General features: G+C 60.5%; 22 protein-coding genes. 14 read left to right on the plus strand and 8 right to left on the minus strand.

The features are described from left to right. The first annotated feature begins 142 nt into the window (after positions 1-142). Positions 143-1,459, plus strand: a complete 1,317-nt coding sequence (locus tag AB8804_RS18320; RefSeq protein ID WP_371188704.1) for a cytosine deaminase — start codon at positions 143-145, stop codon at positions 1,457-1,459. A gap of 9 nt (positions 1,460-1,468) precedes the next feature. Here the strand turns inward: AB8804_RS18320 and tsgA are convergent, their stop codons facing one another. Beyond that, the gene (tsgA, locus tag AB8804_RS18325; protein WP_371188706.1) at positions 1,469-2,647 is read right to left on the minus strand and encodes an MFS transporter TsgA; all 1,179 of its coding nucleotides are present in this window, start codon (positions 2,645-2,647) and stop codon (positions 1,469-1,471) included. A gap of 276 nt (positions 2,648-2,923) precedes the next feature. Here tsgA and ppiA point away from each other — a divergent pair, with 276 nt between their 5' ends. The 4 genes from ppiA to AB8804_RS18345 all read left to right on the plus strand — a co-directional run bounded on the left by ppiA (position 2,924) and on the right by AB8804_RS18345 (position 6,086). Further along, positions 2,924-3,496, plus strand: a complete 573-nt coding sequence (ppiA, locus tag AB8804_RS18330) for a peptidylprolyl isomerase A (RefSeq protein ID WP_371188708.1) — start codon at positions 2,924-2,926, stop codon at positions 3,494-3,496. Positions 3,497-3,601: 105 nt separating this feature from the next. Next, positions 3,602-4,186 carry a putative adenosine monophosphate-protein transferase Fic gene (locus AB8804_RS18335; RefSeq protein WP_371188710.1) on the plus strand — a complete coding sequence of 195 codons (585 nt, stop codon included), beginning with the start codon at positions 3,602-3,604 and terminating at the stop codon, positions 4,184-4,186. Positions 4,187-4,216: 30 nt separating this feature from the next. After that, positions 4,217-4,780, plus strand: coding sequence for an aminodeoxychorismate synthase component 2 (gene pabA, locus AB8804_RS18340; RefSeq protein ID WP_371188712.1), 564 nt, complete (start codon positions 4,217-4,219; stop codon positions 4,778-4,780). Positions 4,781-4,865: 85 nt separating this feature from the next. Next, complete coding sequence (locus AB8804_RS18345) at positions 4,866-6,086, plus strand: aspartate aminotransferase family protein (RefSeq protein WP_371188714.1); 1,221 nt, start codon at positions 4,866-4,868, stop codon at positions 6,084-6,086. A gap of 15 nt (positions 6,087-6,101) precedes the next feature. Here the strand turns inward: AB8804_RS18345 and AB8804_RS18350 are convergent, their stop codons facing one another. Together AB8804_RS18350 and crp are read right to left on the minus strand one after the other, a co-directional pair. Continuing rightward, entirely contained in the window at positions 6,102-8,189 is a 2,088-nt protein-coding gene (locus AB8804_RS18350) for a YccS/YhfK family putative transporter (protein WP_371188771.1), read from the minus strand. 57 nt (positions 8,190-8,246) lie between these two features. Then, on the minus strand, positions 8,247-8,879 hold the full coding sequence (gene crp / locus AB8804_RS18355; protein WP_000242758.1) for a cAMP-activated global transcriptional regulator CRP: 633 nt from the start codon (positions 8,877-8,879) through the stop codon (positions 8,247-8,249). A gap of 309 nt (positions 8,880-9,188) precedes the next feature. Between crp and AB8804_RS18360 the strand changes: the two genes are divergently transcribed. Further along, on the plus strand, positions 9,189-9,593 hold the full coding sequence (locus AB8804_RS18360; protein ID WP_371188735.1) for an OsmC family protein: 405 nt from the start codon (positions 9,189-9,191) through the stop codon (positions 9,591-9,593). Positions 9,594-9,676: 83 nt separating this feature from the next. On the opposite strand, the gene AB8804_RS18365 is transcribed toward AB8804_RS18360, so the two are convergent. Genes AB8804_RS18365 through AB8804_RS18375 form a run of 3 tightly spaced genes read right to left on the minus strand, consistent with a single transcriptional unit; the run spans position 9,677 to position 11,814 of the window. Then, complete coding sequence (locus tag AB8804_RS18365; protein WP_371188737.1) at positions 9,677-10,546, minus strand: phosphoribulokinase; 870 nt, start codon at positions 10,544-10,546, stop codon at positions 9,677-9,679. 30 nt (positions 10,547-10,576) lie between these two features. Next, the gene (locus AB8804_RS18370) at positions 10,577-10,795 is read right to left on the minus strand and encodes a YheU family protein (RefSeq protein WP_112011749.1); all 219 of its coding nucleotides are present in this window, start codon (positions 10,793-10,795) and stop codon (positions 10,577-10,579) included. Beyond that, entirely contained in the window at positions 10,792-11,814 is a 1,023-nt protein-coding gene (locus AB8804_RS18375) for a hydrolase (RefSeq protein WP_371188740.1), read from the minus strand. The genes AB8804_RS18370 and AB8804_RS18375 overlap by 4 nt, the downstream gene beginning before the upstream one ends. Positions 11,815-12,042: 228 nt before the next feature. On the opposite strand from AB8804_RS18375, the gene mdcA reads away from it, so the two are divergent. From mdcA to mdcH, 8 genes are all read left to right on the plus strand, one after another. Further along, a complete protein-coding gene (mdcA, locus tag AB8804_RS18380) occupies positions 12,043-13,698 on the plus strand; it encodes a malonate decarboxylase subunit alpha (RefSeq protein WP_112011747.1) in 1,656 nt (551 codons plus the stop codon). Next, on the plus strand, positions 13,698-14,555 hold the full coding sequence (locus AB8804_RS18385; protein ID WP_371188743.1) for a triphosphoribosyl-dephospho-CoA synthase: 858 nt from the start codon (positions 13,698-13,700) through the stop codon (positions 14,553-14,555). Before mdcA ends, AB8804_RS18385 begins: the two co-directional genes overlap by 1 nt. A gap of 9 nt (positions 14,556-14,564) precedes the next feature. Next, entirely contained in the window at positions 14,565-14,864 is a 300-nt protein-coding gene (gene mdcC / locus AB8804_RS18390) for a malonate decarboxylase acyl carrier protein (RefSeq protein ID WP_371188745.1), read from the plus strand. Next, entirely contained in the window at positions 14,857-15,690 is an 834-nt protein-coding gene (locus tag AB8804_RS18395; protein WP_063933682.1) for a biotin-independent malonate decarboxylase subunit beta, read from the plus strand. The genes mdcC and AB8804_RS18395 overlap by 8 nt, the downstream gene beginning before the upstream one ends. Then, on the plus strand, positions 15,690-16,490 hold the full coding sequence (gene mdcE / locus AB8804_RS18400; RefSeq protein WP_371188773.1) for a biotin-independent malonate decarboxylase subunit gamma: 801 nt from the start codon (positions 15,690-15,692) through the stop codon (positions 16,488-16,490). The genes AB8804_RS18395 and mdcE overlap by 1 nt, the downstream gene beginning before the upstream one ends. A gap of 123 nt (positions 16,491-16,613) precedes the next feature. After that, the gene (locus AB8804_RS18405) at positions 16,614-17,573 is read left to right on the plus strand and encodes an AEC family transporter (protein WP_297117013.1); all 960 of its coding nucleotides are present in this window, start codon (positions 16,614-16,616) and stop codon (positions 17,571-17,573) included. 2 nt (positions 17,574-17,575) lie between these two features. Next, on the plus strand, positions 17,576-18,193 hold the full coding sequence (locus AB8804_RS18410) for a malonate decarboxylase holo-ACP synthase (protein WP_371188748.1): 618 nt from the start codon (positions 17,576-17,578) through the stop codon (positions 18,191-18,193). Beyond that, positions 18,193-19,089: a malonate decarboxylase subunit epsilon gene (gene mdcH, locus AB8804_RS18415; RefSeq protein ID WP_371188750.1), complete on the plus strand. Its 897-nt coding sequence runs from the start codon at positions 18,193-18,195 to the stop codon at positions 19,087-19,089. The genes AB8804_RS18410 and mdcH overlap by 1 nt, the downstream gene beginning before the upstream one ends. Before the next feature lie 90 nt (positions 19,090-19,179). On the opposite strand, the gene AB8804_RS18420 is transcribed toward mdcH, so the two are convergent. Beyond that, positions 19,180-20,112 carry a LysR substrate-binding domain-containing protein gene (locus AB8804_RS18420; RefSeq protein ID WP_371188752.1) on the minus strand — a complete coding sequence of 311 codons (933 nt, stop codon included), beginning with the start codon at positions 20,110-20,112 and terminating at the stop codon, positions 19,180-19,182. A gap of 15 nt (positions 20,113-20,127) precedes the next feature. Beyond that, the gene (locus AB8804_RS18425; RefSeq protein WP_371188754.1) at positions 20,128-22,032 is read right to left on the minus strand and encodes an ABC transporter ATP-binding protein; all 1,905 of its coding nucleotides are present in this window, start codon (positions 22,030-22,032) and stop codon (positions 20,128-20,130) included. Between the last annotated feature and the right edge of the window lies 1 nt (position 22,033).

The raw sequence follows: 22,033 nt of genomic DNA on the forward strand, positions 1-22,033 counted from the left end.
GTAGATGCCTGATTTGTCAGGTTTTTTATAAGTTATGGAAATCGCAGGCTTTTCACGGTCGTCGGTTTTATGTACAAAAATGGGTACAATTCCGTAAAGTGTTGTACTCCTAAATTTCAGCCGCGTTTTTCGGGGGAGAGGTATGTCAACGTCACCGCTTTGGCTTGTTCAGAATGTTCGTTTACCGGGTCGTGAAGGGCTGTGGCAAATCGCCATTGAGAACGGTCTTTTCGGCGACATTACGCCGATGGATGCGACCCACGACGAAAGTTATGAGGTGTTAAACGGGCGCGGCGGCCTGGCCATACCTCCGTTTATCGAGCCGCATATTCACCTGGATACCACCCAGACGGCGGGCGAGCCGAGCTGGAACCAGTCCGGCACGCTGTTCGAAGGCATTGAGCGCTGGGCGGAGCGCAAGGCGCTGCTCAGCCACGAGGACGTTAAGGCGCGCGCGTGGAAAACGCTGAAGTGGCAAATCGCTAACGGCATTCAGTTTGTGCGCACCCACGTCGACGTTTCCGACCCGTCGCTCACCGCCCTGAAGGCGATGCTGGAGGTGAAGCAGGAGGTCGCCCCGTGGGTCACGCTGCAAATCGTCGCGTTCCCGCAGGAGGGCATTCTCTCTTACCCGAACGGCGCCGCCCTGCTGGAAGAGGCGCTACGCCTTGGCGCAGACGTGGTGGGCGCCATTCCGCACTTTGAATTTACCCGCGAGTACGGCGTGCAGTCGCTGCACATCGCCTTCGAACTGGCGAAGAAATACGATCGCCCGCTGGATATCCACTGCGATGAAATCGACGACGAGCAGTCCCGCTTTGTGGAGACGGTGGCGACGCTGGCCTACGAGGCAGGGATCGGCGATCGCGTGACGGCTAGCCACACCACCGCCATGCACTCCTACAACGGCGCGTATACCTCGCGGCTGTTCCGCCTGCTGAAGATGTCGGGCATCAACTTTGTGGCCAATCCGCTGGTGAACATTCACCTGCAGGGGCGTTTTGACGACTATCCGAAGCGCCGCGGGATCACCCGCGTGAAGGAGCTGCTGGAAGCGGGAATCAACGTCTGCTTTGGCCACGACGACGTCTTCGACCCATGGTATCCGCTCGGTACGGGCAACATGCTGCAGGTGCTGCACATGGGGCTGCATGTTTGCCAGATGATGGGATATTCCCAAATCGACAGCGGCCTGAACCTCATTACCCACAACAGCGCGCGAACCTTTGGCCTGCGCGATTACGGCATTGAGACGGGGAACCCGGCGAACCTGATTATCCTGCCCGCTGAGAGCGGCTTTGAGGCGGTGCGCTGCCAGGTGCCGGTGCGCTGGTCGATTCGTCAGGGCAGGGTGATTGCCACGACGCAGCTTGCGCAGACGTGGATCCAGATGGACAGCGGGGGAGAAGAGCTGTTCTTAACCAAAAACAGCCCCTTCGCAGAGCGCAAAGGGGCGTAGGGATAGGCGTTACGCCGCTGGCGTATTGTGCTGGCGGTGTCGGGTCACGAAGCCCAGCACGAAGCACATCACAAACACCACGGCGTACAGGCCGTTAGCGGTGTGCAGCGCCGCCAGCGGGCCGCTGTGGGCCACGATCGGGCCGGTCACCACGAAGGTCAGCATCGTACCGATGGTGCCGCAGGTCAGCACGAAGTTCACCAGCTTCGGCGAGGCCACTTTGGTCTGCAGCGAGCCCAGGGTGATGATCGAGGTGTAAATCGCGCTGGAGAAGAAGCCCAGGGTCAGGATGAACCACGGCATATGCTCCGGGGAACCGTTGATGAACAGGTACATCAGCACGGTCGCCAGGCCTGCCAGCACGGTCAGAATGCGCTGCAGGTCGAAGAAGCGCAGGATGAAGCTAAACGCCCACATGCCGAACATGTAAGACATCCAGAAGTCGCTCACCAGCTTGCCCGCGTCGTTCAGGCTCATGCCCAGCCCTTTCGCGTATTCCGGCACCCAGGAGATAAAGCCCAGCTGGCCGAGGATGTAGCACAGGGCGGCGATGGAGAGGAACAGCACGCCGATGCCCCATTTTTCTTTCGCTACGGGTTCCGCCGCGGTCTGCGCCTTTTTACCCAGCACCGGGAACTCGCAGCCGAAGGTCAGGATAAAGATCGCCACGTAGACCAGGCCGATGCAGGCATACACCCAGTACCACTCGATGCTGCGCGCCAGCAGAACGGCGGCGACCATCGGGAAAATCATCCCGGCCATGCTGAAGAAGGAGTCGGTAAACAGCAGGCGCGCGCCGCGCTGGCGGCCCTCATACATGTGGGTAATGAGGAACGTCCCGATCGACATGGTGATCCCGCTCACCAGGCCAAGCACGAACATGGCGGCGGAGAACAGGGCGATGCTGTGGCTCAGCATCAGGCCCGCCACGGCGGCGACCATCAGCACAAAGCCGAAGCGCAGCTGGGTTTTCAGCGGCACGATTTCCATCAGCCAGGCGTTCAGGAAAATGGAGATCAGGATCCCCGCGTTGAGGAAGGTGAAGGTGTTACTCATGCTGGAAACGGGCAGCTGGAAGTAGTCTGCGATATTTCCCATCACCATCCCGGTGACGATCACCAACGCGCCGGTCAGGGCGTAGGAGAAGAAGCTGATCCATGTGAGCTTGATGCGATTGCTGTTAGTCATGTCTGGCCTGTTGAAAAAAGAAAAGCGCCGGAGGGCGCTGAGAGCGGGCAAATTCTAGTCTTGAAAGTGATCCATTCCCACCTTTTCAGAGAAATTTACGATCGATTGCAGTTTTTTATGTGATCCTGATCACGCAAACTGGCGCGAAAACCAAACGTTTGCGTCGTTACAACTGTTTCAATTTCGTAAAATTAGGTAAAAGTCTGGCCTCGGTCCATACTGCTCTTTAGAATCAAGCCATTCGCTTTATACACTGCGCTTTGTTAAGGAATTCTCATGCTCAAATCAACGCTGGCGGCTGTTGCAGCTGTGCTTGCTCTTTCTGCCGTTTCCCCTGCTGCGCTGGCAGCAAAAGGAGACCCTCACGTCCTGCTGACGACCTCCGCCGGGAACATTGAGCTGGAACTGAATAGCCAGAAAGCTCCTGTATCAGTGAAAAACTTCCTCGATTACGTGAACAGCGGTTTCTATAACGGCACCACGTTTCACCGCGTGATCCCAGGCTTTATGGTGCAGGGCGGCGGTTTTAATGAACAAATGCAGCAAAAGCAGCCTAACCCGCCGATCAAAAACGAAGCGGATAACGGCCTGCTGAACAAGCGCGGCACCATCTCTATGGCGCGCACCGCGGATAAAGACAGCGCGACCAGCCAGTTCTTCCTCAACGTGGCGGATAACGCCTTCCTCGACCACGGCCAGCGCGACTTCGGCTACGCCGTGTTCGGTAAAATCGTGAAGGGCATGGACGTGGCGGACAAAATCTCCCAGGTTCAGACGCACGACGTCGGTCCGTACCAGAACGTGCCGTCCAAACCGGTGGTTATCCTTTCTGCAAAAGTCCTGCCGTAATCTCCCTTAACGCGGGCAACGTCCTGCCCGCGTCATCCCCCTCCCTGCGAAAGCGCGTTTTGCTGCTTATAATTGTGGCAAACGGAAATCTTCAGGGAGGCATTAGTGAAAAAACTCACCGACAGGCAAAAATCCCGTCTCTGGGACCAGCAGCGCAGCGTTAATTTTCAGGCCAGTTGTCTCCTTGAAAAAGGCAATGGTCCTTCAGAACCCGAGATTGAGACGCTTGAGCTTGGGCCCGCCGCGCCCGGCCTGCCCCAACTGTGCCTCATCCACCGCCATCTGTACCGCAAAGAGACGAAGCGGGCTGGCGAGTTCCGCACCGACGACATCATCAAGGGCGACATTCCCTTCTGCCATTTCGAATACATCGAGAAGATGGGAAACGAGCTGATGGCCGATCTGGAAGCCGACAAGTATCTGGTTGGCCTGGATAAAGACGCGTTTGTTGAGAAAATTAGCCACTACTACTGCGAAATCAACATGCTTCACCCGTTCATCAGCGGCAACGGCATCGCCCAGCGCGTCTTCTTTGAGCAGCTGGCGATCCACGCGGGCTACGCGCTGGACTGGCGGGGTATCGATCCCGAACGGTGGGTCGCGGCGAACCGCAGCGGCGCCACGGGAGACCTGACCGATCTGAACGCCATCTTTGCCAAAGTAGTGAGCGACGCGCGGGAAACTGAGTAGAATAGGGCGGCCTTTTTTTCTGGAGCCGCCATGATCCTGCTGATTGATAACTACGATTCCTTCACCTGGAACCTTTACCAGTATTTTTGCGAACTCGGCGCCGAGGTGGCGGTGCGCCGCAATGACGAGATCGCGCTCGCCGATATCGACGTGCTGGCCCCGCAGAAAATCGTCATTTCGCCGGGGCCGTGTACGCCGTCAGAGTCGGGCGTTTCGCTGGACGCTATTCGCCACTACGCGGGCAGGCTGCCGATTCTGGGCGTTTGCCTGGGCCACCAGGCCATTGCGCAGGTTTTCGGTGCCACCATCGTCCGCGCCGCGAAAGTGATGCACGGTAAAACCTCACCAATTACCCATACGGGCGCGGGCGTCTTTGCGGGGTTAAATAACCCGCTGACCGTGACGCGCTACCATTCTCTGGTCATTGACCCGCCGACGCTGCCCGCCTGCTTCGAGGTGACCGCCTGGAGCGAAACTCAGGAGATCATGGGCATTCGCCATCGGGAATGGGATCTCGAAGGCGTTCAATTCCACCCGGAAAGCATTCTCAGCGAGCAGGGGCACCAGCTGCTGGCGAATTTCCTCAATCGCTGAATATCTATTGCCTTGTTGTGATTTTTTATGCATATTTTTGATTATATTTTCACAATCTCTGTGACATAAAATGGATGGGCATGACATGGCAACTGAACAATCCGCAATTACCCGCGCAACATTCGACGAAGTGATCCTGCCGGTTTATGCACCGGCCGAGTTTATCCCGGTGAAGGGAAAAGGCAGCCGCGTGTGGGATCAGCAGGGCAAAGAGTATGTGGATTTCGCGGGCGGCATTGCGGTGACGGCGCTGGGCCATTGCCATCCTGCGCTGGTGGAGGCGCTGAAAACCCAGGGCGAAACCCTGTGGCACACCAGCAACGTCTTTACCAACGAACCTGCGCTGCGCCTGGGGCGCAAGATCATCGAGGCCACCTTCGCCGAGCGCGTGCTGTTTATGAACTCCGGCACCGAGGCCAACGAAACCGCCTTCAAGCTGGCGCGTTACTACGCCTCTACCCGCCACAGCCCCTACAAAACCAAGATTATCGCCTTCCATAACGCCTTCCACGGCCGCTCGCTGTTCACCGTGTCCGTTGGCGGCCAGCCGAAATATTCCGACGGCTTTGGCCCGAAACCGGCCGACATCATCCACGTGCCGTTTAACGATCTGCACGCGGTGAAGGCGGTGATGGACGATCACACCTGCGCGGTCGTGATCGAGCCGATTCAGGGCGAAGGCGGCGTGACGGCAGCCACGCCGGAGTTCCTCAAAGGGCTGCGCGCGCTGTGCGACGAGCACAAGGCGCTGCTGGTGTTTGACGAGGTGCAGTGCGGCATGGGGCGTACCGGCGATCTCTTCGCCTATATGCACTACGGCGTGACGCCGGACATTCTGACCAGCGCCAAGGCGCTCGGCGGCGGGTTCCCGGTGAGCGCGGTGCTCACCACTCAGGAGATTGCCTCCGCGTTTCACGTCGGTTCCCACGGCTCCACCTACGGCGGTAATCCGCTGGCCTGCGCCGTGGCGGGCGCGGCGTTCGATATCATCAACACGCCGGAGGTGCTGAGCGGCGTAAGCGCGAAGCGCGAGCAGTTTGTGAAGCACCTTCAGCAGATTGACGCGCAGTACGACGTGTTCAGCGAGATCCGCGGGATGGGGCTGCTGATCGGCGCCGAGCTGAAGCCGCAGTACAAGGGCCGCGCGCGCGACTTCCTGCACGCCGCCGCCCAGGAAGGGGTGATGGTGCTCAACGCCGGGCCGGACGTGATGCGCTTCGCGCCGTCGCTGGTGGTGGAAGAGAAGGATATTGAAGACGGGTTAGTTCGGTTTGCCGCAGCGGTCGGGAAAATCGTTCGGGGATAATCTCACGCGACACGCTCAATACGGCGTGCGTTTCAGAATGCGCGTTAACCAAATCCCGTGATGCGGGCGCTGGCGCCATGCCACCGACGAAATGGTGTGCATGGTGTTTAAATGCCCGAGCACGCGCTGTAAATGCTGCTCGAGGGTGCTCATCGGCCCGTGGGTGAGCGTCTCCGGCGCTTCCAGAATGTTCGAATCCCCCGACTCGCCCGGCGCGTCATACTCCAGCCGCTGCTGACAGCGCTGCAGGGCGATTTCACACGACTGCAAATAGCGCTGCGCCAGATCCGGCGTCAGCATCGTGTGCTCGCGCGCCAGCGTGGTCATGGCGTTGATATGCTCAACGATAAACTGGCTGTGCGTCACCCACAGCTTCATATCCGCCAGATAATGCGAATTAAAGCCCGGCTCCAGCATCGCCTGGTTAAGGGAGTTAAACAGGGCGTTGTGCGCCTGGTTGACCCGCATGCGCTGATACGCCAGCGGCGAAGGCTGCGGATCGTTGCTCAGGATTAAGCGGATGGCCTCCTGGTCGGCTTCGAGCGCGTCGTGGGCGTTCTGGCGCAGCAGCCCGCTCTGCCACTGCGGCCACAGCCAGACCATGCCGCCGAAGGCGATCAGGCAGCCAATCAGCGTATCAACCAGCCTGGCGACGATAAACTGTTCGCCGTTGAGCGTGAGCAATTGCAGGGTATATACCGCGGTCACCGTAAAGCCGACCATCGCCCAGCCGTAGTTTTTACGGATAATCAGGTAGCTCACCAGCGTCACCACCAGCATTCCCGCCAGCGTATACCCTTCCGGCACGTGGAAGTGCAGCGTCACGCCCGCAATAATTAGCCCCGCCATCGTGCCGCCCGCCCGGTGCAGAATGCGCACGCGCGTCGCTCCGTAGCCGTTTTGGGTAACAAACAGCACGGTCATGAGGATCCAGTACGGCTTCGGCAGGTGCAGCGCCATGCCCATCAGGCTGGCGATGCTCAGCATCACGCTGATGCGCGCGGCGTTGCGCAGGGCGGCGGACTTGAGCGACAGATAGCTTTTCAGGGCAGGCAGCAGCGGCAGGCGCTTCTGCTTGTCGGCCATCAGGTCGCGCGGATAGAGCGGGCGATGCGTGCGCAGAACGCGGGCGATGCGGCTGAAGTGCCATGCCGCGAACTGGCCAACCGGGTTATCGGGGTGCTGGCGGGCAATTTTCTCCAGCGCGCCGAGCTGTTTTTCCATGCTGAAGCGCGTGGGAAAGCGGTGATACAAAATGTCGTCGGCCAGCACGCGCAGGCGCGCCGAAACCGTCTGCGCGTTCCAGCGGATCACCGCTTCCGCGTGGCTGCGCTCGACCAGCTTCTGCACCTCCTGCGGATGGTGCAGGCTGACGGAGATGTGCTCCTGCAGGTCCAGCCCCACCTGGAAGATGCGCAGCAGCCGCTTGTACTCGTGGTTTTTATTGGCGGCGAGCATGTGCAGCTGCTGGTAGCACTGGCTGATGAGATCCACCACCTTCTGCTGGCGGGTCAGCAGCGGCGGCAGGGATTTTTCCGGGTCGGTATGCTGCGTGAGCAGGGTGTATTTGGCTTCGCAGTAGTCGGCCAGCTGCACGTAGAGCAGGCTCAGGGATTCGCGCAGCGGCTGTTCCCGCCACAGCCAGAACCAAAACCAGTTGAACACGCCGTACCACAGCGTGCCGAGGGCGTAGATCAGCAGCGGCTCCCACACCGGCATATTGCCCGCAAGGCTCAGGGTGAAGATGGCGGCGATCAGCGAGGCGGGCAGCAGGCGCGCGTGCAGGGAACTGATTTCCGCGGTGACGCCGAGCGTCATCGCCAGCACGGTTAAAATCAGCGGCAGCGGAATATCGCGCGCCAGCAGCAGCTGAACGGCGAGGCTACAGCCAGCAAACAGGCAGCCGCCAATTATAAGTCGTTTGAAAAAGCGCTTGTGCGGCGTGTCCAGCCCGGCAATGTTGCAGCAGGCGGGCACCAGGGAAAACAGCAGCCCCTGCTGGAGATGTCCAAGAATGAGGCCAACGGCCACGGGCAGGCACAACACCAGCGTTTGTCGCAGTGCGTAGTTAACTTCCGGGTGATAGATCAGCCTGCGCCACATGGGGAATAGAGACAAAAACGGCGTGACACCCTGCGGTGGCACGCCGTTTGACCGGAATTAACGGGTTCCGTAAACCACAATGGTTTTACCGTGCGCAGAGATCAGGTTCTGATCTTCCAGCATTTTCAGGATGCGGCCCACCGTTTCGCGGGAGCAACCGACGATCTGACCAATCTCCTGACGGGTAATTTTAATTTGCATGCCGTCAGGGTGGGTCATCGCGTCCGGCTGTTTCGCCAGGTTCAGCAGGGTCTGCGCGATACGGCCGGTAACGTCCAGGAAGGCGAGGTTACCCACTTTCTCCGACGTAACCTGCAGACGGCGCGCCATCTGGGAAGAAAGACGCATCAGGATGTCCGGGTTAACCTGGATCAGCTGACGGAACTTCTTGTAAGAAATTTCAGCCACTTCACATGCTGTCTTTGCACGAACCCAGGCGCTACGTTCCTGGCCTTCTTCAAACAGGCCCAGTTCACCGATGAAATCGCCCTGGTTCAGATAAGAAAGGATCATCTCTTTCCCTTCTTCATCTTTGATCAGCACTGCCACCGAGCCTTTAACGATGTAATACAACGTTTCCGCTTTTTCACCCTGGTGAATCAGCGTGCTCTTCGATGGGTACTTATGAATGTGGCAATGAGACAAGAACCATTCGAGAGTTGGGTCTGTTTGCGGTTTGCCAAGCACCATGCGCTGTTATCCTCTGTTATAAGCTGTCTCCAGAGCCATACGTTGCATCCTGACTCTGGGTTTGCAATCGAATTCTTACCCATACCTGGGAAGTCGGCCGTCTAATGTGTCGCAGCCAGTAAAGTTTGATGTCCTCTGCATACATGTGTAACGTCAATGTATTACTGTAGCATCCCGAGTGTTTTAGCATAGCTTTTGCCGCGTGTCTCCTGGTGTCTCGCTTCAGCATGATGCAGGTCGCCTTCCGTTGCGAGAAATGTAACGCACGCGTAATCTGTCACCAAAAATGCAACGTTGGAGTTAATCATTATGCAAGCGCGTGTGAAATGGGTTGAAGGGTTAACCTTCCTGGGCGAGTCCGCTTCCGGCCACCAGATTTTGATGGACGGCAACTCCGGCGATAAAGCGCCAAGCCCGATGGAGATGGTGCTGATGGCGGCAGGCGGATGCAGCGCGATTGACGTGGTGTCTATCCTGCAGAAAGGCCGTCAGGACGTGACCAACTGCGAGGTTAAGCTGACGTCGGAGCGTCGTGAAGAGGCGCCGCGGCTGTTCACGCACATCAACCTGCACTTTATCGTCACCGGTAAAGAGCTAAAAGATGCGGCGGTATCGCGGGCAGTAGACCTTTCTGCGGAGAAATACTGTTCAGTGGCGCTCATGCTGGAGAAAGCGGTGAATATTACCCATTCGTATGAAGTGATCGCGGCGTGATTTTTTGGCGGGTGGCGCTTCGCTGACCCGCCCTACAAAAGCACGACCGTAGGCTCGGTAAGCGCAGCGCCACCGGGCAACAACTACGCGATCTGCTTCCCTTCCATCAGCCGCTGTACCAGCGGCGTCATGATTAACTCCATCGCCAGCCCCATTTTCCCGCCCGGCACCACCAACGTATTCATGTGGGAAATGAAAGAGCCCTGCAGCATCGCCAGCAGCCACGGATAATCAATCCCTTCCAGATTGCGGAAATGAATCACCACAAAGCTTTCGTCCAGCGAGGGGATGCTTTTCGCCGCGAACGGGTTGGAGGTGTCCACCGTCGGCACGCGCTGGAAGTTGATGTGGGTGCGCGAGAACTGCGGCGTCAGGTAGTTAATGTAATCTTCCATGGAGCGCACCACGGAGTCCATCACCGCCTCGCGCGAATGCCCGCGCTCGCTGATGTCGCGGGTGAGCTTCTGGATCCACTCCAGGTTGACGATAGGCACCACGCCGACCAGCAGGTCAACGTGGCGCGCCACGTCGTGCTGCGGGGTGACCACGCCGCCGTGCAGCCCTTCGTAAAACAGCACGTCGGTTGGCTCCGGCAGCGGCTGCCAGGGGGTGAAGGTGCCCGGAACCTGGTTCCAGGGCACGGCTTCGTCATAGGTGTGCAGGTACTTGCGCGACTGCCCTCTGCCGGTCTGGCCGTATTCGATAAAGGTCTGCTCCAGCAGGCCGAAGTCGTTCGCGTCCGGGCCGAAATAGCTGATGTGCTTGCCCATGTCGCGCGCCTTGCGGATCGCCATGTCCATTTCGGGGCGCGTGTAGCGGTGAAAGCTGTCGCCCTCAACCTCTGCCGCCCGCAGGTTTAGCTGGGCGAAGATCTTGCGAAAGGCGAGGCTGGTGGTGGTGGTGCCCGCACCACTCGAACCCGTTACGGCAATAACCGGATGTCTGGCAGACATAGCAACTCCCTGACTGGAAAGGTGTAAAGATCAGCCGTGAAACGCGTTGCGGGGCATGATATTGACCGTTTCATGCAGTTCTGACCACACCAGCACCACGTCGCCGCTTTTCAGCTGGCGCTTCACATCGTCGACCTTTTGTTCAAGCGAACGCTCCTGTTCACCATAATCGGTGCCTTCGCGTAATACAAAGCTTTCAATCAGATTATCGAGCGTTTCGGGAGACAGATCCTGCCAGGGAATAATCATTTAGCACCTTCCAGATAAGTCGTGAGCCAGTCGGGGATGCGCGTCTCCAGCCACATTTTCGGACGGCGCAGCGTGCCGCCGACGAAGCCGACGTGCCCGCCGTACTCGGTGAGCTGGTACTGCACGTTCGCCGGTAAATGCTCGGGAGCCGGAATCGAGTGATGATCCATGAACGGATCGTCCTTCGCGTGGACGATCAGCGTCGGTTTAGTGATCTGGTTCAGCAGCGGCATCGCGCTGCACTGGCGGTAGTAGTCAATCGCGTCGGCGAAGCCGTGGATCTTCGAGGTAATCAGATCGTCGAACTCGCGCAGGCGTTTTACCCGCTTGAGCTGCTGCAGGCTGACGGGCAGCGTATCCGGATAGGCCTTGAGCTTGCGCGCGGCGTTGGCCTTCAGCAGGTTGAGCAGGTAGCGCTGGTAGACCCGGGAAAAGCCTTTTTCCATATGGTAGCTGCACTGCTCGAGCATAAACGGCGCGGAGACGATGACGGCGGCATCCAGCGGAACCGCGTCTTTTTCTTTCGCCAGCAGGCAGGCCAGCATGTTTCCGCCGAGCGAGTAGCCGACCGCCGCCGTCGGCACGCTGCCGAAGCTGTTCCGCAGCCACGTTAAAAACCACGTGCCGTCTTCGGTTTCACCCGAATGGTAGATGCGCTTCTGGCGGTTCGGCTCGCCGCTGCATCCGCGGAAGTGCATCACCACGCCGAGCCAGCCGCGCGCCTTCGCCGCCTGGATTAAGCCGTGCGCGTACGGACTGTGCAGGCTGCCCTCCAGACCGTGAAACACCACCAGCCGCGGCTTGTGGCGGGCCTGCTCGGGATCTTCGCTCCAGGCGAGGTCCACGAAGTCGCCGTCCGGCAAATCCAGGCGCTGCCAGTGCGGCGTGAACTGAAGCCTGCGGCGGATCAGACGCGGCAGCATGGTTTGCAGGTGCGGGTTTGCCGCGCCGCGCATGGGCACGAACTCGGCGCTCTCTTCGCCTGCGATCTCGAAGTCGGACGGGATTATTTGGGTCATAACGGCGATGTTAATTGTTGTCAGTTATTTACGATACCTTCCGAATTGTACCCCGATTAGCCTGGTTTTCCGCAACATGAACTGATCCCGATCACAAATCTTTACCGTGATTATTACTCTCAGGCTAATGAATCCGCTCTACGCTTAATTGATGCCTTTCTCACCAGCGCGCACACTTTACTCAACGTTAAGCAAATCAGAATGATGTGCTGAATCAGGAGGTTAATAATGTTATCTGGGCAAACACCTACCCGGCAGTGGAACACTCGACGCACCGAGAAAGCGCGTCGTCTGGCCTCCGTGCCGGTGCAGGGCAAGGTACTGCCAACGGGCGATCTGGTCGCCATGCTGGAAAAACTGATCGCACCGGGCGACAAGGTTGTGCTGGAAGGCAACAACCAGAAGCAGGCGGATTTCCTTTCCCGCTCGCTTGCTGAAGTGAACCCGCAAATCGTCCACGACCTGCATATGATCATGCCAAGCGTGGGCCGCAGCGAGCATCTGGATATCTTCGAGAAGGGCATCGCCCGCAAGCTGGACTTCTCCTTCTCCGGCACGCAGAGCCTGCGTATCTCGCAGCTTCTGGAAGATGGCCAGCTCGAAATCGGCGCGATCCACACCTACATCGAACTTTACTCCCGCCTGTACGTCGACCTCTCGCCGAACGTGGCGCTGATTGCCGGCTTTAAGGCCGACCGCAAAGGTAACCTCTACACCGGCGCGAGCACCGAAGATACGCCAGCGCTGGTGGAAGCCGCCGCGTTCCACGACGGGATCGTCATCGCACAGGTGAACGAGCTGGTGGACGACGAGTGCGACCTGCCGCGCGTCGACATTCCGGGCTCGTGGATTGACTACGTGGTGGTGGCCGACAAGCCGTTCTTCATCGAACCGCTGTTTACCCGCGACCCGCGCCTGATCAAGCAGGAACATATCCTGATGGCGATGATGGCGATTAAGGGCATCTACGCGGAGCACCAGGTGCAGTCCCTGAACCACGGGATTGGCTTTAACACCGCGGCGATTGAGCTGCTGCTGCCGACCTACGGTGAACAGCTCGGCCTGAAGGGCAAAATCTGTAAGCACTGGACCCTGAACCCGCACCCAACGCTAATCCCGGCGATTGAAAGCGGCTGGGTCGAAAGCGTGCACTGCTTCGGCGGCGAGCTGGGGATGGAAGAGTACATCCGCGCCCGTCCTGACGTCTTCTTTACCGGTGCCGACGGCTCCATGCGCTCCAACCGCGCCTTCTGCCAGCTGGCAGGCCAGTACGCGGTGGATATGTTCATTGGTTCAACGCTCCAGGTGGACGGCTACGCCAACTCCTCAACCGTGACCCGCGGCCGTCTTTCCGGCTTCGGCGGCGCGCCAAACATGGGCCACGATCCGCACGGTCGTCGCCACGCCACACCGGCCTGGCTGAACATGATCACCGAGCCCGATCCGATGCAGCGCGGTAAAAAGCTGGTCGTGCAGATGGTCGAAACCTTCCAGGCGGGCGTGAAGCCAACCTTCGTGGAAAAACTCGATGCGGTGGACGTGGCAAAAGCTTCCGGCATGCCGCTGGCACCGGTCATGATCTACGGCGATGACGTCACCCACGTGCTGACGGAAGAGGGGATTGCCTACCTCTACCGCGCCAAAGACATGGAAGAGCGCCGCGCCATGGTAGCTGCCGTGGCCGGCATCACCGATATCGGCCTCGGCGTTGACGCCAAACGCGTGGCGGAACTGCGCCAGAGCGGCAAGGTGGTCTACCCGGAAGATATGGGCATTCGCCGCACCGACGCCACCCGCTCGCTGCTGGCGGCGGGCAGCGTGTCTGACCTCGTTGAGTGGTCCGGCGGCCTGTACAACCCACCTGCGAAATTCCGGAGCTGGTAATGAAACTTCTGCCCCAGATCCAGGTTGAAGGCGGTGCCGAATGGCTGGCGCGAACCGCCACGCAGTGTCTGATTGACGAAGCGCGACTGAGCCCGAAACCCGGTCTGGTGGACAGCCGGGGGAGCGGCGCGCACCACGATTTATCGCTCGCGCTGATGGAGCGCTCCGCGCACAGCCTGACCCCTACGTTTCAGGCGCTGGCGCAGCAGAGCTGGCAGCGTCCGGCGGATATTGCCCTCAGGCAAACCGTGGGCCGCCTTGGCCGCGAAGGTGAACGGCAGATGATGGCCGCCACCGAGGGGGTCAACACCCACCGCGGCGCAATTTGGGCGCTGGGGCTGCTGGTGAGTGCGGTCGCCATGCTGGGCGGGGACGCGTCTGCACGGGCCGTCGCGAACGCCGCCGCCCGGCTGGCAACCCTGCCGGACGACGCAGCGCCGAAAGTGTTCAGCAAAGGGCTGCGCGCCACGCACCGCTACCGCGTGCCGGGCGCGAGAGAAGAGGCTCAGCAGGCGTTTCCTCACGTGATGCAGCGCGCGCTGCCGCAGCTTCGCCTCAGCCGCCTGAACGGCAGCAGCGAAGCGCAGGCCCGTCTCGACGCGCTGATGGCGATCATGACCACGCTCACCGACACCTGCGTGCTGTCGCGCGCCGGAATGGAGGGGCTGGACGCCATGCAGGACGGCGCCCGTGCCGTGCTGAACGCCGGAGGATGTGCCACGCCCGCGGGCCAGCTGGCGCTGGCGAAGTTAGATCGCCAGATGCTGGCGCTCAACGCCTCGCCGGGCGGCGCTGCCGACCTGCTCGCCGCCACGCTGTTTCTCGACCGCGTCGAAACGCCTAATTCAAAGCATTAAGAGGATGTTATGGAAAAAATCACATTGACCGTGCCAGCCAGCCGCGCGTTACGCGGCAGGGCGCTGGCAGGGGTAGTCGGCTCCGGGGATATGGAGGTGCTTTTCGCCGCCGAACCGGGCCAGACCTTAACCATCGATATCACCACCTCCGTCGACAACAGCCGCGGCCGTTGGGAAGCGCTGTTTAACCGTCTGCAGACCGTCAGCAGCCTGCCCGCAGGCACGCTGACCATCCACGACTTCGGCGCGACGCCGGGCGTGGCGCGCATTCGCATTGAACAGGTTTTTGAGGGGGTAAATCATGCGTGATGACAGCAGCTTTATCGAACTAAAAGCGCGCCAGCGCGCGCAGGCGCTGCTGGACGACGGCAGCTACCGCGAGCTGCTGGATCCGTTCGAAGGCATTATCTCTCCGTGGCTGGGGCCGCAGGGCATTGTGCCGCAGGCCGATGACGGCATGGTCGTCGCGAAAGGCACCATCAACGGCCAGCCTGCGGTGGTTGTCGCGATTGAAGGCGCGTTCCAGGGCGGCAGCATGGGCGAAGTGTCCGGGGCCAAAATGGCGGCGGCGCTGGAGCTGGCGGCAGAAGATAACCGCAACGGCATCCCGACTCAGGCGGTGCTGTGCCTCGAAACCGGCGGCGTGCGCCTGCAGGAGGCCAACCTTGGCCTGGCGGCGATTGCCGACATCCACGCGGCGATCGTTGACCTGCGTCGCTACACCCCGGTGGTCGGCATTGTTGCCGGGACCGTGGGCTGCTTCGGCGGGATGTCCATCGCGGCGGCGCTGTGCAGCTACCTGATTGTGACCCGCGAAGCGCGTCTCGGCCTGAACGGCCCGCAGGTTATCGAGCAGGAAGCGGGGATTGAAGAGTACGACTCCCGCGACCGTCCGTTTATCTGGAGCATGACCGGCGGCGAAGTGCGCTTTGAGAGCGGCCTGGTGGATGCGCTGGTGGGCGACGGCGTCAACGCGGTGAAAGCGGCGATGAACGACGCGATTGCCAAAGGCGTACCCGCGAAGCACCGTACCGATAACTACGACGATTACCTGAATCGCCTGACGAATTTCGACACCCGCAAACAGGCCGATGCCGAACAGATTAAAGCGCTTTTTGCCCGGGAGGTGAAATGATGAGTAACTCAATAAGCCGTGGCGAACTCTGGCTGGAAACCCTCGCCCCGAACGCCAAACGTATCGAAGGGCTTTGCCCGTCCGTGCAGGCGGCAGACGGCGAGCTGAACGGTGAAGCGGTGCGTTTTGTTGCCGTGGTGCCGGACGCCAACAACCACTTCCCGCGCGCTGCGCAGGGCGAAGTGGGCCTGCTTGAAGGCTGGACGCTGGCGAAGGTGGTGAGTGAAACCGTCGCCGCGGATGCGAACAGCGCCGTGAAGCGCCCGATCGTGGCGGTGATTGACGTGCCAAGCCAGGCCTATGGCCGTCGCGAAGAGGCGTTTGGCATTCACCAGGCGCTGGCGGGTGCGGCTGCCGCATATGCCAACGCGCGTCTGGCCGGGCATCCGGTGATTGGGCTTATCGTCGGCAAGGCGATGTCCGGCGCGTTTCTGGCGCACGGCTACCAGGCCAACCGCCTGATCGCCTTCAACGATAAGGGCGTGCTGATCCACGCGATGGGCAAAGAGTCCGCGGCGCGCATTACCCTGCGCACCGTAGAGGCGCTGGAAAAACTGGCCGCGACGATCCCGCCGATGGCCTATGACATCAGCAACTACGCCACGCTGGGCCTGCTCTCTAACCTGCTGGACATCAGCAATCCGGATGCACCTTCTGATAACGATCTGACGCAGGTGAAAACCACGCTGCAACAGGCCATCAACGACGCGCGTCAGGACACCACGCTGAAAAACCGCCTGGGTGCCGACAACCGCCGCAGCTCTGCCCTCGTACGCGAACGCATGCGGGCAAGCTGGTAAGTAAAAAGAGACCTGCCAGATGCATAACCCCGTGGGCGCGCCCGCTGCGCCCGCGCGGGAACCTGCATCCTGAAAATAATAATCATCGCGCCAGTGCTTAAACTTTTTTACTACAGGTGAATTATGACTTACGTAATTGTTCATGCTCTTGCACCGATTTTCGTCATCATGCTGCTGGGATTCTGGGCCGGTAAGGCAAAGATGGTCGATAACAAAAATGTTTCCCTGCTTAATATCTTCGTGATGGATTTCGCCCTGCCCGCCGCGTTGTTCAGCGCGACCGTGCAAACGCCGTGGACCGGCATCGTCGCTCAGTCGCCGCTGATCCTGGTGCTAACCCTGGCGATGTGGATCACCTATGCGGCCATCTACTTCCTCGCCACGAAAGTCTTTAAAAAATCCCCGCAGGATGCGGCCGTGCTGACGCTGACCGTCGCCCTGCCGAACTACGCGGCGCTCGGCCTGCCGATTCTGGGCAGCGTGCTGGGGGAGAGCTCGTCTACCTCACTCTCCGTGGCCGTTTCCATCGCCTGCGGCTCCGTGCTAATGACGCCGTTCTGCCTGCTGATTCTGGAGCGTGAAAAAGCGCGCGCCGAAGGCGGCAACTCCGGCTCCACGCTCTCCATGCTGCCGGTGCTGATGTGGCGCTCGATTAAAAAACCGATCGTTATGGGTCCACTGCTGGGGGTGATCCTCTCCGCTATCGGCATCAAAATGCCGGAGCTGGTACTGGCGGCGATTAAACCGCTGGGACTGTCCGCCACCGCTGCGGCGCTGTTCCTGACCGGGGTGATCCTCTCCGCGCGTAAACTTCAGATCAACACCATGGTGATCACCTCTACCATCGCCAAGCTGCTGATCCAGCCAGCGATTGCCTGGGGTATTGTGCTCATCTTCGGCCTGCACGGCTCCGTGGCGATCACCGCCATCCTGATGATTGCGCTCTCCGCGGGCTTCTTCGGCGTGGTGTTCGGTAACCGCTTTGGCGTGCAGTCGCCGGATGCTGAAGCCGTGCTGCTGTTAAGCTCCGTACTGTGTATCCTGTCGCTGCCGCTGTTTATCTCGCTGACTTCAGGAATGTAATCATGACCACAACGTTACGCCCGCACGACCTCATCTGGCTGACCGCGCGAGACGCGCTGGAAGGCATCACCGAATCCTGGGTGGAGGCGGCCTGGCATACCGGCCTGCCGGTGGTGGTGCGGCGTGATGTTGATAGCGAAGGCCGCATTCCCGTTGGCGTGCGCGGCCTTCGCCGCGACCAGCGCGCGGCCGGATGGGTGAAGCCCGAAAACGTGCTGCGCGTGGTGTCACCCGAATCGCTGAGCGTGACCGCCGACCTGCTGCGCTCGCCGTTTGTGACGCAGCCGCCGGTGCAGGTGGCGCTTCAGCTTTCTCAGCAGGCGTGGCCGTGGAAATGGGGAATTACCGGCAGCACCGGCTACGCGCTGGCGACCGGCATTCCGGTGATCCACGCCGACAGCGATCTCGACCTGCTGATCCGCGCCCCACAGCCGATTTCCCCCGAAGCGTTTGCCGCATGGCAGTCGCAGCTTGGCCGCGCGCTGTGCCGGGCCGATACTCAGGTCGATACGCCCGAGGGCGGCTTCGCGCTAGCGGAATGGCTGCGCGACGGCAAAACGCTGCTAAAAACGCAATGCGGACCCCGCCTGGTGGCGGATCCGTGGCGCAGGGAGGAGTGATGAAAATACTGTTTACCTTTCCGGGGCAGGGCACGCAGCACGAAGGCATGCTGCACAACCTGCCGGGAACGGAGCTTGCTCAGGCGCGCGAGGTGTTGGGCGCAGAGGTGGATGTGCTGGACGGCGCGTCCGCATTGACGCATACCCGCGCGGTGCAGCTTTCGCTGCTGATCGCGGGCGTCGCCTGGGCACGCGAGCTTGAGCGCCGCGGCGTGACGCCGGATATCGTCAGCGGGCTCTCCATCGGCGCGTATCCTGCGGCGGTTGTCGCGGGCGCGCTGGACTTTACCGACGCGCTGAGGCTGGTGGCGCTGCGCGGCGATTTAATGGAGCAGGCGTATCCGCACGGCTACGGGCTGACGGCGATTATGGGGCTGACCCTGCCGCAGGTGGAGCAGCTTATCGACGGCACCGGAACCTATATCGCCAACCTGAATGCCGAAACGCAGATTGTGATTGCCGGAACCGACGAGGACATGGCGCAGGTGGCGAAGCGCGCGCTGGAGAAAGGGGCGAACAAGGCGCACCGGCTGGCCGTTAGCGTGCCGTCGCACTGCGACCTGCTGGCGAAACCGGCGCAAAAGCTGGTGGCGGCGTTTGAAAAGGTGACGCTCTCCCGCCCGCGCCTGGCCTACCTCAGCGGCAGCACCGGGCGCGTGCTGTGGCAGCCGGAAAAGATCGCCGACGATCTGGCGATGAATATGGCGCGCACGGTGCGCTGGCAGGAGGCGGTGATTTCTGCTAACGAGCGCGAGGCCCGGCTGGCGATCGAGATGCCGCCCGGCGGCGTGTTGACCTGCCTGACGCGGCAGGCGGCGTGGGAAGGCGAGTCTATCTCGCTGGAGCGCAGCGGCGTGGATGTGGCGGCGCATCTGGCGCGTCGGCTGCGTGCGTAGGTTTTTTGCCCGGTAAGCGTAGCGCCACCGGGCAATAACATCAGTTTTGTAGGCCGGGTAAGACGCAACGCGTCGCCACCCGGCAAGGCATCACGCACTTTCCTGAAGGCTGCGCGCATACATCCGCCCTTCGGCGGCCAGCGCGCGCAGGCTGGGGTCCTGCTCGCGGTTGCGGGCAAAGACAATCGCGATCAGCTGCTGCATCTGGTAGGGCTGCGCCAGCTTCAGCAGCTGCACCGAATTTTCATACACCTTCTTCATCCTGCCCGGCATCAGCGTAAAGCCAACGCCCGCCTGCACCAGGCTCAGCATTGAGAAAATGTCGTTCACGCGGGTGACGATCTCCGGCTCGAATCCGGCGATATGAAACGCTTCCTGGAACCCGGCGTAGGTGGCAAACCCTTCCGCCAGCGAAACAAACTTCTGGTCTTTATAGTCCCGCAGATCCGCCGGGCCGCTGGTGTTCAGCGTGGCGGAGGCCGGGGCGGCAAGGAAAATGTCGTCGTGGAAAAGGGGCAGAACCTCAAGCGTGTTGCGGTCGATATCGCTTTCAGAAATGGAGATTAAAATCGCGTCCAGCGTGCCTTCATCCAGCATGTGCAGCAGCGCGTCGTTAGAGCCCATCGTCAGGTCCATCTCCAGATCCGGACGGCGCAGCTTCATGCCCATGATCAGACGCGGCACGGTTTCCAGCGTCAGCGAGTAGAGCGTGCCCACGCGCAGGCGACCCTGACCGACGCCCGCAATTTTGCGCGCTTCATCAAGACCGCGCTCCATCACCTGCATCACCTCCTGGCAGTATTCCAGCAGCGTCCAGGCGGAGGGGAGCGCAATCAGGTTGCGGCCCTTGTGGGTGAAAAGCGGGCAGCGCACGTTCTCTTCCAGCGTGTGCAGCGCGCGATGCACGCTCACGCCGCTCAGGCTTAACGCCTCGGCAGTGCGCGCAATGTTGCCCTTTTCCATAAAGGTCATGAAAATGCCGAGCTTGCGAAACGTAATGTCGCTCGTGATATCGATATTCATAACCCTCCCAATGGCCTAGTCGGCCTGCAGCATCGTTTCCAGCTGTTCCTGTGCGTCCAGCCACGCCATCTCACACGCTTCGAGGCTGGACTTGGTTTTTGCCTGGGTTTGCAGGCAGTCGGTCAGCTCCGCCTTACGGCTCTGATCGTACAGCCCGCTGTCGCCCAGCTTCTCTTCCACGGCGGCGAGCGTGGCGTTGAGTTTCTCCATCTCTTTTTCCAGACGGGCAATCTCTTTGCGCAGCGGCTGCGTCTGGGTGCGCAGCTCCGCCTCCCGGCGCTTCTGGTCCTTACGCGACTGCGCGCTGTTGGCGTTGTCCTTGGCCGACTCGTCCGGCTGGTTCTCCTGCTTCTGCACGTCCGTCAGCCACTGCTGATAATCTTCCAGGTCGCCGTCGAACGGTTCAACCTTGCCGCCGTGCACCAGGTAGAGATCGTCGGTGGTGGAGCGGATCAGGTGACGGTCGTGCGAGACGACAACCAGCGCGCCTTCAAACTCAATCAGCGCTTCGGTTAGCGCCTGACGCATGTCGAGGTCGAGGTGGTTGGTCGGTTCATCGAGCAGCAGCAGGTTCGGGCGCTGCCAGACGATCAGCGCCAGCACCAGGCGCGCCTTTTCGCCGCCGGAGAAGCGCTCGGTGTTTTCGGTGACTTTGTCGCCCTGGAAGCCGAAGCCGCCGAGGTAGTCGCGCAGCTTCTGCTCCATCTCCTGCGGCGCCAGACGGGCGAGGTGCTGAATCGGCGATTCATCCGCGCGTAAAAATTCCAGCTGATGCTGGGCGAAGTAGCCCAGCTTGATGCCCTTCGCCAGGCCGATTTCGCCGCTGAGCGGGTTAAGCTCGCCCGCCAGCAGCTTGATCAGCGTCGATTTCCCGGCACCGTTGCGCCCTAAAAGACCGATGCGCGAGCCCGGCACCAGGTTGAGCTTGATGGAGTCGAGAATAATGCGATCGTTATACCCTGCGCTGACCTTCTCCATCTTCAGGAGCGGGTTCGGCAGGCTTTCCGGCGCGCGGAAGCTGAAGTGGAACGGGTTATCCACGTGCGCCGGAGCAATCATCTCCATGCGCTCCAGCATCTTGATGCGGCTTTGCGCCTGCTTGGCTTTTGACGCCTTGGCCTTGAAGCGATCGACAAAGCTTTGCAGGTGCGCCACGCGCTGCTGCTGGCTTTCGTACATCGACTGCTGCTGCGCAAGGCGCGTGGCGCGCTGGCGCTCAAAGGAGCTGTAGTTGCCGGTGTATTCGAACATCGTTTGCTGCTCGATATGAATGATTTTATCGACGACCGGGTCGAGGAAGTCGCGGTCGTGGGAGATCAGAATCAGAGTGCCCTGATAGCTCTTGAGCCACTTCTCCAGCCAAATAACCGCATCGAGATCGAGGTGGTTGGTCGGTTCATCAAGCAGCAAAAGATCGGAGCGGCAGATCAGCGCCTGGGCCAGGTTGAGGCGCATGCGCCAGCCGCCGGAGAAGTCGCTGACCGGGCGTTCGAGCTGTTCGTTGCTGAAGCCCAGGCCGTGCAGCAGGCTGGAGGCGCGGGAGCGGATGGTCCACGCGTCGATGGCGTCCAGCTTGCCGTGAACGGTGGCGATGGCGTGGCCGTCGTTGCGCTCGTTCGCGGCGTTAAGCTCTGCTTCCAGCCTGCGGTATTCGCGGTCGCCGTCAATAACATAGTCGAGCGCCGGTTCGCTCAGCGCGGGCGTTTCCTGGTTTACCCAGGCAAGCTGCCAGTTTCCTGGATAGGTAAAGTTACCGCCGTCAGCGCTAATCTCGTTTTTCAGCAGCGCCAGCAGGGTGGATTTGCCGCAGCCGTTTTTGCCCACCAGGCCCACCTTCTGGCCCGGATTTATGGTGGCCGTGGCGTTATCCAGCAGGACGCGCACGCCGCGACGAATTTGTAACGAGGAGAAAACAATCATA

Origin of the sequence: Enterobacter sp. KBR-315C3_2022 (assembly GCF_041399425.1) — a bacterium.
Taxonomy (GTDB): domain Bacteria; phylum Pseudomonadota; class Gammaproteobacteria; order Enterobacterales; family Enterobacteriaceae; genus Enterobacter.

What these genes read in the sequence shown, in the direction of transcription:
- AB8804_RS18370 (WP_112011749.1), bottom strand. Translation starts at nt 10,795, where the DNA reads ATGATTATTCCCTGGCAGGATCTGTCTCCCGAAACGCTCGATAATCTG.
- AB8804_RS18405 (WP_297117013.1), top strand. Translation starts at nt 16,614, where the DNA reads ATGACTTACGTAATTGTTCATGCTCTTGCACCGATTTTCGTCATCATG.
- AB8804_RS18395 (WP_063933682.1), top strand. Translation starts at nt 14,857, where the DNA reads ATGCGTGATGACAGCAGCTTTATCGAACTAAAAGCGCGCCAGCGCGCG.
- AB8804_RS18420 (WP_371188752.1), bottom strand. Translation starts at nt 20,112, where the DNA reads ATGAATATCGATATCACGAGCGACATTACGTTTCGCAAGCTCGGCATT.
- AB8804_RS18375 (WP_371188740.1), bottom strand. Translation starts at nt 11,814, where the DNA reads ATGACCCAAATAATCCCGTCCGACTTCGAGATCGCAGGCGAAGAGAGC.
- AB8804_RS18425 (WP_371188754.1), bottom strand. Translation starts at nt 22,032, where the DNA reads ATGATTGTTTTCTCCTCGTTACAAATTCGTCGCGGCGTGCGCGTCCTG.
- tsgA (WP_371188706.1), bottom strand. Translation starts at nt 2,647, where the DNA reads ATGACTAACAGCAATCGCATCAAGCTCACATGGATCAGCTTCTTCTCC.
- pabA (WP_371188712.1), top strand. Translation starts at nt 4,217, where the DNA reads ATGATCCTGCTGATTGATAACTACGATTCCTTCACCTGGAACCTTTAC.
- AB8804_RS18320 (WP_371188704.1), top strand. Translation starts at nt 143, where the DNA reads ATGTCAACGTCACCGCTTTGGCTTGTTCAGAATGTTCGTTTACCGGGT.
- AB8804_RS18350 (WP_371188771.1), bottom strand. Translation starts at nt 8,189, where the DNA reads ATGTGGCGCAGGCTGATCTATCACCCGGAAGTTAACTACGCACTGCGA.
- crp (WP_000242758.1), bottom strand. Translation starts at nt 8,879, where the DNA reads ATGGTGCTTGGCAAACCGCAAACAGACCCAACTCTCGAATGGTTCTTG.
- ppiA (WP_371188708.1), top strand. Translation starts at nt 2,924, where the DNA reads ATGCTCAAATCAACGCTGGCGGCTGTTGCAGCTGTGCTTGCTCTTTCT.
- mdcA (WP_112011747.1), top strand. Translation starts at nt 12,043, where the DNA reads ATGTTATCTGGGCAAACACCTACCCGGCAGTGGAACACTCGACGCACC.
- mdcH (WP_371188750.1), top strand. Translation starts at nt 18,193, where the DNA reads ATGAAAATACTGTTTACCTTTCCGGGGCAGGGCACGCAGCACGAAGGC.
- AB8804_RS18345 (WP_371188714.1), top strand. Translation starts at nt 4,866, where the DNA reads ATGGCAACTGAACAATCCGCAATTACCCGCGCAACATTCGACGAAGTG.
- AB8804_RS18385 (WP_371188743.1), top strand. Translation starts at nt 13,698, where the DNA reads ATGAAACTTCTGCCCCAGATCCAGGTTGAAGGCGGTGCCGAATGGCTG.
- AB8804_RS18410 (WP_371188748.1), top strand. Translation starts at nt 17,576, where the DNA reads ATGACCACAACGTTACGCCCGCACGACCTCATCTGGCTGACCGCGCGA.
- mdcE (WP_371188773.1), top strand. Translation starts at nt 15,690, where the DNA reads ATGAGTAACTCAATAAGCCGTGGCGAACTCTGGCTGGAAACCCTCGCC.
- AB8804_RS18365 (WP_371188737.1), bottom strand. Translation starts at nt 10,546, where the DNA reads ATGTCTGCCAGACATCCGGTTATTGCCGTAACGGGTTCGAGTGGTGCG.
- AB8804_RS18360 (WP_371188735.1), top strand. Translation starts at nt 9,189, where the DNA reads ATGCAAGCGCGTGTGAAATGGGTTGAAGGGTTAACCTTCCTGGGCGAG.
- mdcC (WP_371188745.1), top strand. Translation starts at nt 14,565, where the DNA reads ATGGAAAAAATCACATTGACCGTGCCAGCCAGCCGCGCGTTACGCGGC.